This window comes from Pantoea sp. MHSD4, assembly GCF_021043305.1.
GTDB classification, from domain to species: Bacteria; Pseudomonadota; Gammaproteobacteria; order Enterobacterales; family Enterobacteriaceae; genus Pantoea; species Pantoea eucalypti.
On sequence record NZ_JAJNDH010000002.1, the window covers coordinates 529,250 to 545,413 of the forward strand.

The following is a 16,164-nucleotide window of genomic DNA, read 5'->3' on the forward strand; positions in this document are numbered from 1 at the left end:
CATTCAGGTGATGCCTGATAAGGAAGAGGATGAACAGCCCGCATTCACTTTCGTTACAGCAAGCACGTCACCTTCATCTCGCCGCGCAGGGCCTGCTGCGCGCGCCGGCAAAACGCGCGGTGTATCAGGATCTGATCAACTGCATCTCCCGCATGTCGCTGCTCCAAATCGATACCATTCATGTGGTGGCCCGCAGTCCCTATCTGGTGCTGTTCAGTCGCCTGGGTAATTATCCTCAGGCATGGCTGGAGCAGGCGCTGGCGCAGGGTGAACTCTTTGAATACTGGGCGCATGAAGCCTGTTTTATTCCCCGCGCCGATTACAGACTGCTTCGTCATCGCATGTTGTCGCCTGAACGTCTGGGCTGGAAATACAACGCGCAATGGGTTGCTGACCACCAGCAGGCGATTGCTGAACTATTGCAGCAGATCCGGGAAAATGGCCCGGTGCGCGCCGCCGATTTTACGCACGCCGATAACCCGAAGTCAGGCTGGTGGGCATGGAAACCGCACAAACGTCATCTGGAAAATCTCTTCAGCGCCGGTGAGCTGATGGTCGCAGAACGCCGCAATTTTCAGCGCGTCTACGATCTGCGCAGCCGCGTAATGCCTGACTGGCAGGATGAACTGCATGGTATCAGCGAAGCCGAAGCGACCCGTCAGATGCTGATGAACAGCGCCCGCAGCTTAGGGGTTTTCCGCGCGGCCTGGCTGGCGGATTACTATCGCCTGAAGCGGACACCCGTAAAAGACTTTATCGCTGACGCCGAGGCTGCGGGCGATCTGGTCGCCGTCAATACAGAGGGTCTGGGCGAGATGTGGCTGCATCGTGACCTGCTGCCGTTGCTGGAGACGCCGCTGCAGGCGACGCACAGCACAGTGCTTTCTCCGTTTGATCCGGTGGTCTGGGATCGCAAACGCGCGCTTGAGCTGTTTAACTTCGACTACCGTATCGAGTGCTATACCCCCGAGGAGAAGCGCAAGTTTGGCTATTTTGTGTTGCCCATCCTCCATCGCGGGCAAATAAAAGGCCGGCTTGATGCCCGTATGCTGCGTCAGTCAAAACAGCTGGAGATTAAAAAACTCTGGCTGGAAGAGAAAACCCGTGTCACGGCGCGTTTTGCAGCAGATATCCGGCGCGCGATTGAACGCTTCGCAGCCTGGCAGGGCGCAGAAAGCGTCGCCATCCTGCAGGTACCCGATGCGCTTAAAGCGCACTGGCCAGCCCTGTGGACGCTGGATTAATCAAATTTTCGGCAGCCGCTGTGGGATGGTGTTTTACTCCATCCCGCATACGCCGCGCTATGGTATGCTTGAACCCTTACGCATTCGGTCCCTGATGGAGGACATATGGATCACCGTTTACTCGAAATCGTTGCCTGCCCGGTGTGCAATGGCAAACTCTACTTCAACAATGCACAGCAGGAGCTGATTTGCAAACCTGATGGCCTGGCCTTCCCGGTTCGTGACGGCATTCCGGTGCTGCTGGAAACGGAAGCCCGCACGCTCTCCGTCGAAGAGATTCATCCATGAGTTTTACGGCCATCATTCCTGCGCGTTATGCGTCAACCCGCTTACCGGGCAAGCCACTGCTTGATATCCATGGTAAACCGATGGTCGTGCATGTGATGGAGCGCGCCCGTGAATCGGGTGCCAGCCGTGTCATCGTTGCTACCGATCATCCTGACGTGGCAAAGGCCGTCGAGGCGGCAGGCGGCGAAGTCTGCATGACGCGCGCCGATCACCAGTCCGGCACGGAGCGGCTGGCGGAAGTGATCGAAAAATATCAGTTTGCCGATGACGAAATCATCGTCAACGTCCAGGGCGATGAGCCGATGATCCCGGCAGAGATTGTGCGTCAGGTGGCGACCAATCTGGCGGGGTCAGCAGCGGGCATGGCGACGCTGGCGGTGCCAATTACGGATGCGGAAGAAGCTTTTAATCCGAATGCGGTGAAAGTGGTCATGGATGTGAATGGCTACGCGCTCTATTTCTCACGGGCTACCATTCCGTGGGATCGTGAACGCTATGCCGCCTCGCGCGAGCAGATCGGTGACACGCTACTGCGCCACATTGGCATCTATGCTTATCGTGCCGGTTTTATTCGCCGCTATGTTGCCTGGGCGCCTTGCCCTCTGGAACAGATTGAGCTGCTCGAGCAATTGCGCGTTTTGTGGTACGGCGAGAAAATTCATGTCGCCGTGGCGAAAACCATCCCGAGCGTGGGTGTGGATACGCCAAACGATTTGCAACGTGTTCGTATTGCCATGCAGGCCTGACAAGCGGGGAGCCTGTCTCCCCGTTTCAGCACCACGTTATTGATCCGCCGCTAAACTTATGGCCAACACTTCCTTCAGGATAGGGTGATATTCATCTGAGGAGGATGCCGCATGGAACAGCTTAAATCAGAACTCACGCTGGCGCTGGGTGAAACCATCAGCCGCCTCGAAATGATCAGTGAACATCCACCCACCCGGCTCTATGCGTTATACAATCGTGACGGCCTTCCTATGCCAGTGGTGGCGAAATATTTTCGTCACCAGGGCAGGGCGGCGATGGAAGCCAGAAAACTGGCGTTGCTGGGGCAGGCCGGGCTGGTCGCCGTACCCGCGGTCTATGGTCTGGTGCTGAGCCAGCAGCCGCCAGTGCATGAAATGCTTCTGATGGCGCGACTGAATGGTGTGACGGCGGAAGCACCGGCGCGGGATGCTCAGCGCTGGCAACAGTTCTGCGAACAGGTCGTCGAGGGACTGCTGGCCTGGCACCGGCTTGATAGCCACGGCCTGGTCGGCACAGTGGACAGCACGCAGCAGAACCGCTGGCCCGCCTGGTATGCACAGCGGGTTGAAGTGTTGTGGGCGACCCTGAGCTATCTGCGTCCACCCACCTTTACCCTGGACGATCGCCAGGTGCTGTTCCGCTGCCGCGCGCGACTGGCGCATCTGTTTCGCGGCTTCGATGATCCCTGCGTGATGGTTCATGGCAACGTGCGGCTGCAGAGCATGCTGAAAAACAGCCGCAGTGACCAGTTAATCGCGATGACACAGCCCGGCACGATTCTCTGGGCACCGCGTGAATATGACCTGATCCATCTGGATGCATCGCCAGCCGAAACGGCGCTACTGCATCATTACCTGCAACGGGCGCCGGTCTCAGAGGGTTTTATCTGGCGTCGGTGGGTTTATCAGCTGTGGGACTGCATCGACACGCTTATCCAGACCGGCACCTTTGATCGGCCGCGCTTTGACCATGCTCGCGCACAGTTACTTCCCTGGCTCGGCTGAGCCATCCTCGGTTTTCAGCCGTTGCAATAACGTGCCCAGCGTTTCATAAACGGCACGTTCGCTGTGACTTAGCCAGATCGATGACGGTATGGCCCGTTCCCAGCCATTCAGCGGTGAGGTAATCGCAAGCTGATTGGCGGGCGCGGCAATGGGCTTCAACCCGACCGCGTGGAAAAAGCGTATTGCCCGTGGCATATGATTCGCGGAGGTCACCAGCATTAGCGGGCGATTGCCTGCCACAGTTTTAACTGCCTGCGCTTCGTCTGCGGTATCGCGTGGCTGGTCAAGGATCTGAATATGTTCATGAGGAACGCCCAGACTTTCCGCCACCTGTGCCGCTACCCAGGCGCTGCTCTTCGGATTGGTGCCGCCCGCTGCACCGGTAAAAATCAGGGTCGACTGCGGATTACGCCGCCACTGGCGCACACCCTCTGCCACGCGGGGCAGGCTGTTATTCAACAGGTTCGAGCTGGGCGCCCATCCCGGATTAAAGGTGTAGCCTCCACCCAGTACCACAATATAGTCCACCTTCTCTGCGCCTTTCCAGGTCGGATAGCGGCTGTCCAGTGGCAGCAGCAGACGATCCGCCAGCGGCTGCAGACTCAGCAACAGAAGGAGCAGCCAGCTGACCGAGATCACGGTTTTGCCGCTTTTCTGCCAGCCAGTAAACCAAACCAGTAAAATACCAAGCGCCATCAACAAAAGCAGAAACGGCAGGGGTAAAAGCAGCCCGCCAATGACTTTTTTCAGGGTAAATAACATCAAAAATGCGTCCTGTTGTCCGAAAATAGAGCACCCGGAAGGGAAGATGGGGATGAAAGGTTCATTCTTCTGGTGCCTGTGACAAAATAGCACAAGTCTCACCGCAGCATACCGGAGCGCATGCCATGCAGGATCGTAACTTTGACGATCTCGCGGATAAATTTTCGCAAAATATTTACGGCACCACTAAAGGGAAAATACGGCAGGCCATTCTTTGGGACGAGCTGGAGAAGATTCTGCCCGATCTGTCGTCACACCCGCTGTCGGTGCTGGACGCGGGCGGCGGTATTGGCCAGGTCTCCAGCGGGCTTGCGGCACAGGGCCATCAGGTTCTGCTGTGCGATCTCTCTGGTGAGATGCTACGCCGGGCAGAGGAAAATGCGGTGTCGCAGGGTGTGAGCCATAACATGCAATTCAGACAAATTAGCGCTCAGCAGGTGGGCGAACATTTGGATAAGCCGGTGGATCTGGTATTGTTCCACGCTGTGCTTGAATGGGTCGCTGAACCGGAGACGGTGCTGAAAGCGCTGTTCGATCTGCTGCGTCCAGGAGGCGTCATGTCGCTGATGTTTTACAATCTGCACGGCCTGACACTGCGCACCTTAACGCTGGGTAATTTCGGCTATCTGCGCACCAATCTGACCAAACGCAAAAAGCGAACGCTGTCGCCTGATTATCCGCGCGACCCTGAACAGGTTTATCGCTGGCTGGAGGCGTGTGGTTTTGTGATTGAACAGCGTGCCGGGATCCGGGTATTCAGTGATTACATGAAGCCGCCGAAGGGCGAACCAAAAAGCGACGACGAAATTATTGAGATGGAGCGGCGTTACTGCCGTCAGGAACCCTTTTTGAGCTTAGGGCGTTACATCCACGTGACCGCGCGTAAACCCGGGCAGAAGGACGAATTATGAGTGAATTTTCCCAGACGGTACCTGAACTGGTCTCCTGGGCGCGCAAAAATGACTTTTCCCTTGCGCTGCCAGTGGAACGTCTGGCCTTTTTGCTGGCTATCGCCACCCTTAATGGTGAGCGGATGGATGGCGAAATGAGTGAAGGCGATCTGATTGATGCATTCCGTCACGTCAGTAAAGCTTTCGAACAAACCCACGAAACCGTGTTGGTTCGCGCCAACAACGCCATCAATGACATGGTGCGACAGCGCCTGCTCAACCGCTTTACCAGCGAACTGACCGAAGGCAATGCTATCTATCGCCTGACGCCGCTGGCCATCGGCATCACTGACTATTACATCCGTCAGCGAGAATTTTCGACGCTGCGCCTGTCTATGCAGCTGTCGATTGTGGCCAATGAGCTTAAGCGAGCAGCCGATGCGGCGCAGGAAAACGGCGACGAGTTCCACTGGCATCGCAATGTTTTTGCGCCGCTGAAATATTCGGTGGCGGAGATCTTCGACAGCATTGATATGACCCAGCGTCTGATGGATGAACAGCAACAGGCGGTGAAAAACGATATTGCTGAACTGCTGAACAAAGACTGGCGCGCGGCTATCTCCAGCTGTGAAATGCTGCTTTCCGAAACGTCAGGGACGTTGCGTGAACTGCAGGATACGCTGGAAGCTGCGGGCGACAAACTTCAGGAAAACCTGCTGCGGATTCAGGATGCCACGCTGGACAGCCCGGACCTGGGCTTCGTCGATAAGCTGGTGTTTGATCTGCAAAGCAAACTCGACCGGATTACCAGCTGGGGCCAGCAGGCAATCGACCTGTGGATCGGCTATGACCGCCACGTCCATAAATTCATCCGTACCGCCATCGACATGGATAAGAACCGCGTCTTTGCGCAGCGCCTGCGGGTATCAGTGCAGAATTACTTCGACGCTCCCTGGGCGCTGACCTACGCCAACGCTGACCGTCTGTATGACATGCGTGATGAAGCGCTGACGCTGCGGAATGACGAAGTGATGGGCGAACTGCCGCCGGAGATGGAATACGAAGAGATCAACGAAATTCGCGAACAGCTGGCAGCGATGATTGAAGAAGCGCTGCAGGTCTATAAATCGCAACAAAAACCGCTCAACCTCGCGTCAGTGATGCGCGACTACCTGGCCCAGTATCCACGCGCCCGCCATTTCGATCTGGCACGCATTGTGGTGGATCAGGCGGTGCGCCTTGGCGTAGCAGAAGCTGATTTAGCCGGTTTGCCTGTGGAATGGCAAGCCATCAATGATTACGGAGCCAAGGTGCAGGCACATGTCATCGACAAATATTGAACAAGTGATGCCGGTTAAGCTGGCACAGGCACTGGCCAACCCGATTTTTCCCGCGCTGGATAGCCAGTTACGCGCCGGACGTCATATCGGTATCGAAGAGCTGGATAATCATGCGTTTCTGATGGACTACCAGTCGTTTCTCGAAGAGTTTTACAGCCGTTATCACGTTGAGTTGATTCGTGCGCCGGAAGGCTTTTTCTATCTGCGTCCGCGTTCAACAACGTTGATTCCGCGTTCCGTGCTCTCTGAGCTGGACATGATGGTCGGGAAGATTCTTTGCTATCTCTACCTCAGTCCGGAACGCCTTGCCAATGAAGGGATTTTTACCCAGCAGGAGCTCTACGACGAGCTGCTCTCGCTGGCGGACGAGAATCGCCTGCTGAAGCTGGTTAACCAGCGTTCAACCGGTTCGGATCTGGATCGCACCAAACTGCAGGAGAAAGTGCGCGCCTCTCTGAGCCGTCTGCGCCGTCTGGGTATGGTGTGGTTTTACGGTAACGACAGCAGCAAATTCCGCATCACTGAATCCGTGTTTCGCTTTGGTGCCGACGTGCGCAGCGGTGATGACGCCCGTGAAGCGCAGCTTCGCCTGATTCGTGATGGCGAAGCCATGCTACTGGAAAACGCGACAGCACCGGTCGACACCGACGAAGGTGACGGTCAGGAAGGCGACGCGAGTGAGAACGCAGAGGAAGAACAGGCATGATTGAGCGCGGAAAGTTTCGTTCGCTTACGCTGATCAACTGGAACGGTTTTTTTGCCCGTACTTTTGATCTCGATGAATTAGTGACCACGCTGTCAGGCGGAAACGGTGCGGGTAAGTCCACCACCATGGCGGCATTTGTGACCGCGCTGATCCCCGATTTAACATTGCTGCACTTCCGTAATACCACCGAAGCGGGCGCAACGTCGGGATCACGTGACAAAGGTCTGCACGGGAAGCTGCGGGCTGGCGTCTGTTACTCCATGCTGGATGTCGTGAATTCACGCCATCAGCGTGTGGTGGTCGGTGTCCGTCTGCAACAGGTCGCCGGACGCGATAAAAAGGTCGATATTAAACCTTTCAGTATCCATGGCCTGCCAACCGATACCAACCCGACCGATATGCTGACGGAAGTGCTTAACAGCCGTCAGGCACGCGTATTGCCGCTGAATGAGGTGAAAGAGCGGGTTGAGGCGCAGGAAGGCGTACAGTTCCGCGCTTATAACTCGATCACCGATTATCACGCCATGATGTTTGATCTGGGCGTGGTGCCGCGACGTCTGCGCTCTGCCAGCGATCGCAGCAAGTTTTATCGCCTGATTGAAGCCTCACTGTATGGCGGTATCTCCAGCGCCATCACCCGATCGCTGCGTGATTACCTGCTGCCTGAAAACAGCGGCGTGCGTAAAGCGTTTCAGGATATGGAAGCGGCGCTGCGCGAAAACCGCATGACGCTGGAGGCAATCCGCGTTACCCAGTCTGACCGCGATCTCTTTAAGCATCTGATCTCCGAGGCGACCAGCTACGTTTCGGCTGACTATATGCGCCACGCCAACGAGCGTCGGGGGCATCTCGACAGTGCGTTACAACTGCGCAGTGAGCTGTTCAGCAGTCGCAAGCAGCTCGCCACCGAGCAGTATCGTCATGTTGAGATGGCGCGCGAACTGGCTGAGCACAGTGGCGCAGAGAATGATCTCGAAGTCGATTATCAGGCCGCCAGCGATCATCTGAACCTGGTGCAGACGGCGATGCGTCAGCAGGAGAAGATTGAGCGTTACGATGCCGATATCGAAGATCTGACGTTGCGTCTGGAAGAGCAGACTGAAGTGGTCGCCGAAGCCCGTGAAATTCAGGAAGAGAATGAAGCGCGTGCCGAAGCCGCTGAGCTGGAAGTGGATGAGCTGAAAAGTCAGCTGGCCGATTTCCAGCAGGCACTCGACGTGCAGCAAACCCGCGCCATCCAGTATCAGCAGGCCTTGCAGGCGCTGGAACGCGCCCGTACGCTTTGCCAACTGCCCGATTTGACCATCGACAATGCCGCTGAATGGCAGGAAAGTTTCCAGGCCAAAGAGGAAGAGGCGACAGAACGCCTGCTGCGTCTGGAGCAGAAGCTGAGCGTGGCGGAAGCGGCACACAGTCAGTTTGAACAGGCGCTGGCGCTGGTGACCAGCATTGCCGGTGATGTGTCCCGACAGGATGCCTGGCAAACCGGTCGCGAACTGCTGCGTGATGCCAGCAATCAGCGTCATCACGCTGAACAGCTCTCATCGCTGCGTCTGCGTCTCAATGAGCTGGAACAGCGCCTGCGCGAACAGCATGAGGCGGAGCGTCTGCTGGCCGAGTTCTGCAAGCGCCAGGGGCAGCATTACGAAGCCGATGCGCTGGCTGGCCTGCAGCAGGAACTGGAAGCACAGATTGAACAGCTGAACAGCAGCGTCTCGGACGCTGGTGAGCAGCGCATGATGATGCGTCAGGAGCTGGAACAGCTGCGTGAACGCATCACCAGCCTGACTGCCCGCGCGCCACACTGGCTGGCGGCGCAGGAGATTCTGACGCAGCTCAGCGAACAGACTGGCCAGGCGCTGAACAGCAGCCAGGACGTCACCGAATATATGCAGCAGCTGCTGGAGCGTGAGCGTGAGACCACCGTCGAGCGCGACGAAGTGGCCGCCCAAAAACGCGATATCGAGCAGCAGATTGAACGACTCAGCCAGCCAGGCGGAGCGGAAGATGCGCGGCTGACCCAGCTGGCGGAACGTTTTGGCGGCGTCTTACTGTCTGAAATTTATGATGATGTTACACTGGACGATGCGCCGTACTTCTCCGCACTCTATGGTCCGTCACGTCATGCGATCGTGGTGCCGGATCTGTCACGTGTTCGTGAGTTGCTGGACGGGCTCGAGGATTGCCCGGAAGATCTCTATCTGATCGAAGGTGATCCGCAGTCGTTCGATGACAGCGTCTTCAGCGTGGATGAGCTGCAGAATGCGGTGGTTGTGAAGGTAGCTGAGCGTCAGTGGCGCTACTCCCGCTTCCCGAAAATACCGCTGTTTGGCCGTGCTGCGCGTGAAAATCAGCTGGAGCTGCTGCATCTTGAACGTGACAGGCTGGCCGAACGCTACGCGACGCTGTCGTTTGACGTGCAGAAAACGCAACGTCTGCATCAGTCGTTCAGCCGTTTTATCGGCAGTCATCTGGCCGTGGCGTTTGACGCTGACCCGGAAGCGCAGATCCGTCAGCTGGGCGCACGCCGGGCTGAACTGGAACGGGCGCTGAATCAGCACGAGAGCAATAATCAGCAGCAGCGCCAGCAGTATGAGCTGGCGAAAGAGGGCGTGTCACAGCTAAACCGACTGCTGCCACGCGTTAACCTGCTGCTGGATGATACGCTGGGCGATCGTTGCGAAGAGATTCGTGAGCAGGTCGATGCGGCGCAGGATGCGGCGCGCTTTCTGCATCAGCACGGCGCGAAACTGGCGAAACTTGAGCCAATTATCGCCGTGTTGCAGAGCGACCCGGAACAGCACGAGCAGCTGCAGGCGGATTATCAGCAGGCACAGCAGCAACAGCGTAATGCGCGTCAGCAGGCCTTTGCCCTGACCGAAGTGGTGCAGCGTCGCGCCCACTTCAGCTATGACGACTCAGCCAGCATGCTCAACGGCAACAATGACCTCAGCGATAAGCTGCGTCAGCGTCTGGAGCAGGCTGAAGGTGAACGTAGTCGCAGTCGTGATCGCCTGCGTGAACATCAGGCGCAGCTGACACAATACTCGCAGGTGCTCGCCTCGCTGAAAAGCGCCTATGACGCGAAACGCGACATGCTGAAAGAGCTGCAGCAGGAAATGCAGGACATTGGCGTCCAGGCTGACAGCAGTGCAGAAGCGCGCGCGCGCGTTCGCCGTGACGAACTGTACACAGCACTCAGCCACAACCGTGCCCGCCGCAATCAGCTGGAGAAACAACTCACTTTCTGCGAAGCGGAGATGGATAACCTGCAGAAGCGACTGCGTCAGCTGGAGCGTCAATATCATCTGGTGCGGGAGCAGGTGGTCAGCGCCAAAGCGGGCTGGTGTACCGTACTGCGTCTGGTGAAAGAGAATGGCGTTGAGCGTCGTCTGCATCGCCGTGAACTGGCCTACCTGAGCGGCGATGAACTGCGCTCGATGTCGGATAAAGCATTGGGTGCGCTGCGTCTGGCGGTAGCGGATAACGAACATCTGCGCGACGTGCTGCGGTTGTCGGAAGATCCAAAACGTCCGGAACGTAAGATTCAGTTCTTTATTGCGGTTTATCAGCATCTGCGTGAGCGTATCCGTCAGGATATTATTCGTACTGACGATCCGGTCGAAGCGATTGAGCAGATGGAAATCGAACTGAACCGTCTGACCGAAGAGCTGACGGCACGTGAGCAGATGCTGGCGATCAGTTCGCGCAGTGCGGCCAATATCATCCGTAAAACAATCCAGCGCGAACAGAATCGCATCCGTCAGCTCAACCAGGGCTTGCAGACCGTCAGCTTTGGTCAGGTGCACAGCGTGCGGCTCAACGTGAATGTGCGTGAAACGCATGCCATGCTGCTGGACACACTGTCGGAGGAGCACGAGCAGCATCAGGATCTGTTTAACAGTAATCGCCTGACCTTCTCCGAAGCGCTGGCGAAGCTTTATCAGCGTCTTAATCCGCACATCGACATGGGGCAGCGTACGCCGCAGACCATCGGCGAGGAGCTGCTGGACTACCGCAACTATCTGGAGATGGAAGTGGAAGTTAACCGGGGTTCTGATGGCTGGCTGCGCGCAGAGAGCGGTGCGCTCTCAACCGGTGAAGCGATCGGTACTGGTATGTCCATTCTGGTGATGGTGGTGCAGAGCTGGGAAGAGGAGTCCCGTCGTCTGCGCGGCAAAGACATTTCGCCATGCCGACTGCTGTTCCTTGATGAAGCGGCCCGTCTGGATGCCCGCTCCATCGCCACGCTGTTTGAACTGTGTGAACGACTGGAGATGCAACTGGTTATTGCCGCGCCAGAGAACATCAGCCCTGAGAAAGGCACGACCTACAAACTGGTGCGTAAAGTGTTTAATAACACCGAGCATGTGCATGTGGTTGGCCTGCGTGGTTTTGCTGCGGATCCTTCGCCGGTGCGTGCGGGAAGCGAAGCCGATGCATTGCCCGATTTAACGGCTGAAAAATCACAGGCGGAAACGTAGTCAAAAACTGAACCATTCGTTAATCTGGTTACGGCATTTGTCGCATGAGGCAAATGCCGTTTTTGTTTGTATACTCACATGATGAGTCACAGCGCGGTCGCAGCGGATACAGGGAACGCTGCGAAGTTGAAAAATAAGGAGGCAGGGATGTTGCGGGTAAAAAAATTACATCATCATCGCGTTGTATCATTGCTGGCGCTGGCGCTATCCGTTGTTCCATTTACGCTACCGCAGGCTGCTGTCATCGCCGCTTTGTCTGGAACTAGCCAGGCGGCCATCTCCGTATCCGACAGTCAGCAGCGCATTCGGCAGGCGTTCTCCAGCGCCGACCAGCCATTTTATCTGGGACCGCTGGCAACGCTTTATGCATCCCGTCATATGCAACCGCTCTGGCAGGATCCTCAGGCGGTGCAAAAATTTCAGCAGCAGCTGGCAGAAGTGGCGCTGTCTGGCGTTCAGCCGCAGTTCACGCGCTGGATTGAGCGTCTGACCAACCCCGCCATTACCGGCTTTGCCCGGGATATTGCGTTGTCTGATGCGATGCTGGGTTATCTGCAATTTGTGTCGAATGTGCCGACGCAGGGTGAAACCTGGCTCTACAGCAATATTCCCTACAGGCTGACCCAGCCCTCCGTGGCGGTGGTTAATCAGTGGCAGAATGCGGTCAATGCCGGTTCTGACAATGCATTTATTGCCTCCTTACAGCCGCAGCATCCACAGTATCAGCCCATGCATGCTGCGCTTATCACCCTGCTTAGCGATAAGCAGCCCTGGCCGCAGCTGAAAAGCAGTGAAACACTGCGTCCGGGCCAGGTCAGTGATGACGTGCCTGCGCTACGCGAAATTTTGCAGCGCAGCGGCATGTTAACGGCGCAGGTTAACGCGCCGGCACCCAATGACGATGCGGTACCCGTTGCCGCCTCGCCAGTAACGCACAGCGATCAGCCTGTTGCAGTCAGTCCTTCTGCCGCGCCAGTCAGCAATCTGCTTACCCCATCACCACAATCACCGGGTAACGTACAGAGTCAGACGCTGGAAGGAAATACCGCCAATATTTATGATGAGACGCTGGTGGCGGCGGTGAAGCGTTTCCAGCAGTGGCAGGGACTGGATGGTGATGGGGCTATCGGTGCCAGAACCCGTCAGTGGCTTAACGTCTCTCCGCAGATGCGTGCGTCGTTACTCGCGCTGAACATTCAGCGTCTCCGCCTGCTGCCGGACGATATGCATAACGGCATCATGGTGAACATCGCCAACTACTCGCTGATTTATTACAACAACGGCAATAAGATCCTCTCATCGCGCGTCATCGTCGGACGTCCGGACCGTAAAACGCCGTTGATGCGCAGCGCACTCAATAATGTGGTGCTGAATCCGCCGTGGAATGTACCAACAACACTGGTGCGAAAAGATATTATTCCAAAAGTGAAGCTGGATCCGACCTATCTTTATAAGCATGGTTATACCCTGCTGTCGGGCTGGAGTGCTGATGCTGAAGTGATTGATCCCAGCATGATCGACTGGCGTATGGTCACCGCCTCATCATTCCCTTATCGCCTGATTCAGGCACCGGGGGAGGCGAATGCGCTGGGCCGTTATAAATTTAATATGCCAAGCTCAGATGCGATCTACCTGCATGACACGCCAAACCATAATCTGTTCCAGCGTGATATCCGCGCGCTCAGCTCCGGCTGTGTCCGGGTGAATAAAGCATCTGAACTGGCGGGATTATTACTGCAGGACGCGGGCTGGAACGATGCGCGTATTTCCAGCACGTTAAAAGAGGGCGACACCCGCTATGTTCCGATTCGCCATCGCATTCCAGTGAATCTCTATTATCTTACGGCGTGGGTCGCTGATGATGGCAAACCCCAGTTCCGCACAGATATTTACAATTATGATGACACCGCCCTTTCGGGCAGTCAGGCTCTCAGTCGGGCTGAGCAGTTACTGCTCTAGTGATTGATTTTAAATCGTTAGCAGCGTCCCGGTCATTTACACTAATATTTTCAAATGGCGATCCTTCCGGGGATCGCCTCACAAACCATGGGCAGATGGGTTGACGCTTCTCTGAGAGAAAGTTATGGTTCGGCCTGTGCGCTTTTTGCACATTTCTCGGGCTTCATTCTCAGGTAAATCGTTACATGTCTACTATTGATTCTTCTCGTCGCAAACTACTGCTGTGTGGTAGTGCCGCCGCCGGACTGGCTTTATTGCCTGCTTCCGCAAGGGCCTCGCTTTCTACGTCTCGTCCGCGTGTATTGATGCTTAATAATCTTCACACCGGTGAAACCCTTAAAACTGAGTTTTTTAATGGTAAGAGTTACGACAAGGATGAGTTGTCACGATTAAATCACTTTTTCCGGGACTATCGCGCCAATAAAGTGAAAAGCATCGATCCGCACCTGTTTGATCAGATTTTTCGCCTGCAGGCGCTGCTGGGTATGCGTAAACCGATTCAGCTGGTGTCCGGCTATCGCTCACTGGCAACCAACAACATGCTACGTGAGAGTGGTCCAGGTGTGGCAAAGCACAGCTACCACACCAAGGGTCAGGCGATGGATTTTCATATCGAAGGCGTTTCGCTCGCCAATGTACGCAAAGCGGCGTTATCTCTGCGCGCAGGTGGTGTAGGATATTATCCCCGCAGTAACTTTGTACATATTGATACCGGGCCGATCAGGCACTGGTAACGACACCGGCAACGCTGCGTGAGCCGGTCATGGAGCGTTATGAATTACCACATTATTCCTGTTACAGCGTTTGCCCAGAACTGCTCAGTGATCTGGTGCGACTCCACGCGCGAAGCCGCGCTGGTCGATCCCGGCGGCGATGCCGAACTTGTCAAACAAACGCTGGAACAACTCGGACTTAAACCTGCTCAGATTCTGCTGACGCATGGACATCTTGATCACGTCGGGGCTGCCGTTGAACTGGCTGCCTTCTGGCAGATTCCGATTATCGGCCCGCAAAAGCGCGATGCTTTCTGGCTGGAAGCGCTACCTACCCAGAGCCGGATGTTCGGCCTGGACGAGTGCGCACCTTTTACCCCCGATCGCTGGCTTGAAGAGGGGGAGAGCGTTCAGGTAGGGTTGATCACGCTCGAAGTCCTGCACTGTCCGGGACATTCACCTGGCCACGTGGTCTTCTTTGACCGTCAGGGACGATTGCTGATTTCAGGCGACGTTATCTTTAATGGCGGGGTGGGACGCACAGACTTCCCGCAGGGCGATCATCAGCAGCTTATCAATGCTATCCGCACAAAATTACTGCCGCTGGGCGATGATGTGACGTTTCTGCCCGGTCACGGTCCGATTTCTACGCTGGGACATGAGCGCGTGAGTAACCCTTTTCTGCAGTAAAAATCAGCGATCTTTCCTGCAATAAAAAATGGGCCATCAGGCCCATTTTTGTTTCGTCGTCAGCGTTACAGCACCGCGACAATCGCTTCGCACAGTGCCGACATATTGTCTGGCGTCATGCCTGCCACATTCACCCGGCCTGAGTTAACGGCATAGACACCGAACTCTTCACGCAGGCGAATTACCTGGTCTTTGGTTAAGCCACTGAACGAGAACATACCGTTTTGCTTAATAATAAAGCTGAAGTCACGCTGAGCGCCTTTCTCTGCAAGGGTGTTCACAAACAGCTGACGCATGCGCTGAATGCGCTGGCGCATATCTGACAGCTCCTGCTCCCAGATGGTTCGCAGTGTATCGTTGCCCAGAATAGTGGCGACGATAGCGGCACCATGCGCCGGCGGATTGGAGTAGTTAGCGCGGATGGTGTATTTCACCTGACTGAACGCCGTATCTGCCACGCTGGCTTCAGCCGCCACCACGGTGATGGCACCGACACGCTCGTTATACAGACCAAAGTTCTTGGAGTAGGAGCTGGCGACGATCAGTTCCTGATGCGAGGCGGCAAAAATGCGCAGGCCTTCTGCATCTTCATCCAGACCACGGGCAAAGCCCTGGTAGGCGAAGTCAAACAACGGCAGCCACCCATTGGCCTGTGACAATTCCGCCAGCTGTTGCCACTGCTCAGCGGTTGGGTCAATACCGGTCGGGTTATGGCAGCAGCCGTGGAACAGCACCACATCACCTGGCTGAACCTGCTGCAGCGACGTCAGCATGCCTTCAAAATCCAGCGTATGGTTTGCCGCGTCATAATAGTGGTATTCACAGACTTCAAGACCGGCCGCATTAAACACGTTGTTGTGGTTAGGCCAGCTCGGATTGCTGATCCAGACCCGCTTCACGGAGGTCTGCGTCGCGAGGAAATCTGCTGCCACACGTAACGCACCTGTGCCACCTGGCGTCTGCGCCGTACGGGCGCGGCCTGCCGTGATCAGCGGGCTTTGATTACCGAACAGCAGGACCTGTGTGCAGCGGGCGAAATCAGCCAGGCCATCAATGCTCAGATAGTTTTTGGTGGTTTCGTTTTCCAGCAGGTATTGCTCAGCTTTTTTAACACTGGTCAGCACCGGGGTCTTGCCGGTTTCGTCTTTGTAGACGCCGATACCCAGATTGATTTTTTCAGGTCGGTCATCAGCACGAAACAGATCGGCCAGCCCAAGAATAGGATCGGCGGGTGCAGCAGAGATCGATTCAAACATGTGTCAGGTCCATTAGCGTGAACGTTAGCGGAAAGAGCTGTCAGGTTAACGTCAGGCCAGGGAAATGCCAACCGTTTGCGA

13 protein-coding genes are annotated in these 16,164 nt (G+C 56.1%); 11 read left to right on the top strand and 2 right to left on the bottom strand.

The features are described from left to right. Positions 1-29 precede the first annotated feature (29 nt). The 4 genes from LQK91_RS09285 (at position 30) to LQK91_RS09300 (ending at position 3,283) form a co-directional block, all read left to right on the top strand. Complete coding sequence (locus LQK91_RS09285; protein ID WP_008925847.1) at positions 30-1,244, top strand: winged helix-turn-helix domain-containing protein; 1,215 nt, start codon at positions 30-32, stop codon at positions 1,242-1,244. Between the two features lie 105 nt (positions 1,245-1,349). After that, positions 1,350-1,532, top strand: coding sequence for a Trm112 family protein (locus LQK91_RS09290; protein ID WP_003849374.1), 183 nt, complete (start codon positions 1,350-1,352; stop codon positions 1,530-1,532). After that, positions 1,529-2,278, top strand: coding sequence for a 3-deoxy-manno-octulosonate cytidylyltransferase (kdsB, locus tag LQK91_RS09295; RefSeq protein ID WP_008925848.1), 750 nt, complete (start codon positions 1,529-1,531; stop codon positions 2,276-2,278). The genes LQK91_RS09290 and kdsB overlap by 4 nt, the downstream gene beginning before the upstream one ends. 111 nt (positions 2,279-2,389) lie before the next feature. Then, complete coding sequence (locus LQK91_RS09300) at positions 2,390-3,283, top strand: phosphotransferase (RefSeq protein WP_008925849.1); 894 nt, start codon at positions 2,390-2,392, stop codon at positions 3,281-3,283. Here LQK91_RS09300 and elyC read toward each other — a convergent pair. Beyond that, a complete protein-coding gene (gene elyC, locus LQK91_RS09305; protein ID WP_008925850.1) occupies positions 3,263-4,045 on the bottom strand; it encodes an envelope biogenesis factor ElyC in 783 nt (260 codons plus the stop codon). The two genes, LQK91_RS09300 and elyC, sit on opposite strands and share 21 nt — an antisense overlap. A gap of 125 nt (positions 4,046-4,170) precedes the next feature. Here elyC and cmoM point away from each other — a divergent pair, with 125 nt between their 5' ends. The 7 genes from cmoM to LQK91_RS09340 all read left to right on the top strand — a co-directional run bounded on the left by cmoM (position 4,171) and on the right by LQK91_RS09340 (position 14,827). Beyond that, entirely contained in the window at positions 4,171-4,956 is a 786-nt protein-coding gene (gene cmoM, locus LQK91_RS09310; protein WP_008925851.1) for a tRNA uridine 5-oxyacetic acid(34) methyltransferase CmoM, read from the top strand. Next, complete coding sequence (gene mukF / locus LQK91_RS09315) at positions 4,953-6,275, top strand: chromosome partition protein MukF (protein ID WP_003849384.1); 1,323 nt, start codon at positions 4,953-4,955, stop codon at positions 6,273-6,275. The genes cmoM and mukF overlap by 4 nt, the downstream gene beginning before the upstream one ends. Continuing rightward, a complete protein-coding gene (gene mukE / locus LQK91_RS09320; RefSeq protein WP_008925852.1) occupies positions 6,256-6,981 on the top strand; it encodes a chromosome partition protein MukE in 726 nt (241 codons plus the stop codon). The genes mukF and mukE overlap by 20 nt, the downstream gene beginning before the upstream one ends. Continuing rightward, positions 6,978-11,465 carry a chromosome partition protein MukB gene (mukB, locus tag LQK91_RS09325; protein WP_008925853.1) on the top strand — a complete coding sequence of 1,496 codons (4,488 nt, stop codon included), beginning with the start codon at positions 6,978-6,980 and terminating at the stop codon, positions 11,463-11,465. The genes mukE and mukB overlap by 4 nt, the downstream gene beginning before the upstream one ends. Before the next feature lie 147 nt (positions 11,466-11,612). Next, positions 11,613-13,424 (top strand): L,D-transpeptidase, encoded by a 1,812-nt coding sequence (ldtD, locus tag LQK91_RS09330; RefSeq protein WP_105099344.1) that lies wholly within the window; start codon positions 11,613-11,615, stop codon positions 13,422-13,424. Between the two features lie 185 nt (positions 13,425-13,609). Further along, positions 13,610-14,158: a YcbK family protein gene (locus LQK91_RS09335; RefSeq protein WP_003849393.1), complete on the top strand. Its 549-nt coding sequence runs from the start codon at positions 13,610-13,612 to the stop codon at positions 14,156-14,158. 39 nt (positions 14,159-14,197) lie between these two features. After that, entirely contained in the window at positions 14,198-14,827 is a 630-nt protein-coding gene (locus LQK91_RS09340; protein ID WP_003849395.1) for an MBL fold metallo-hydrolase, read from the top strand. A gap of 65 nt (positions 14,828-14,892) precedes the next feature. On the opposite strand, the gene LQK91_RS09345 is transcribed toward LQK91_RS09340, so the two are convergent. Then, positions 14,893-16,083 (bottom strand): amino acid aminotransferase, encoded by a 1,191-nt coding sequence (locus LQK91_RS09345; protein ID WP_008925855.1) that lies wholly within the window; start codon positions 16,081-16,083, stop codon positions 14,893-14,895. Positions 16,084-16,164 lie beyond the last annotated feature (81 nt).

Coding starts and splice junctions, on each gene's coding strand:
- cmoM (WP_008925851.1), top strand. CDS start 4,171: ATGCAGGATCGTAACTTTGACGATCTCGCGGATAAATTTTCGCAAAAT.
- kdsB (WP_008925848.1), top strand. CDS start 1,529: ATGAGTTTTACGGCCATCATTCCTGCGCGTTATGCGTCAACCCGCTTA.
- LQK91_RS09345 (WP_008925855.1), bottom strand. CDS start 16,083: ATGTTTGAATCGATCTCTGCTGCACCCGCCGATCCTATTCTTGGGCTG.
- mukB (WP_008925853.1), top strand. CDS start 6,978: ATGATTGAGCGCGGAAAGTTTCGTTCGCTTACGCTGATCAACTGGAAC.
- LQK91_RS09340 (WP_003849395.1), top strand. CDS start 14,198: ATGAATTACCACATTATTCCTGTTACAGCGTTTGCCCAGAACTGCTCA.
- ldtD (WP_105099344.1), top strand. CDS start 11,613: ATGTTGCGGGTAAAAAAATTACATCATCATCGCGTTGTATCATTGCTG.
- LQK91_RS09290 (WP_003849374.1), top strand. CDS start 1,350: ATGGATCACCGTTTACTCGAAATCGTTGCCTGCCCGGTGTGCAATGGC.
- mukF (WP_003849384.1), top strand. CDS start 4,953: ATGAGTGAATTTTCCCAGACGGTACCTGAACTGGTCTCCTGGGCGCGC.
- mukE (WP_008925852.1), top strand. CDS start 6,256: ATGTCATCGACAAATATTGAACAAGTGATGCCGGTTAAGCTGGCACAG.
- LQK91_RS09335 (WP_003849393.1), top strand. CDS start 13,610: ATGTCTACTATTGATTCTTCTCGTCGCAAACTACTGCTGTGTGGTAGT.
- LQK91_RS09300 (WP_008925849.1), top strand. CDS start 2,390: ATGGAACAGCTTAAATCAGAACTCACGCTGGCGCTGGGTGAAACCATC.
- LQK91_RS09285 (WP_008925847.1), top strand. CDS start 30: ATGAACAGCCCGCATTCACTTTCGTTACAGCAAGCACGTCACCTTCAT.
- elyC (WP_008925850.1), bottom strand. CDS start 4,045: ATGTTATTTACCCTGAAAAAAGTCATTGGCGGGCTGCTTTTACCCCTG.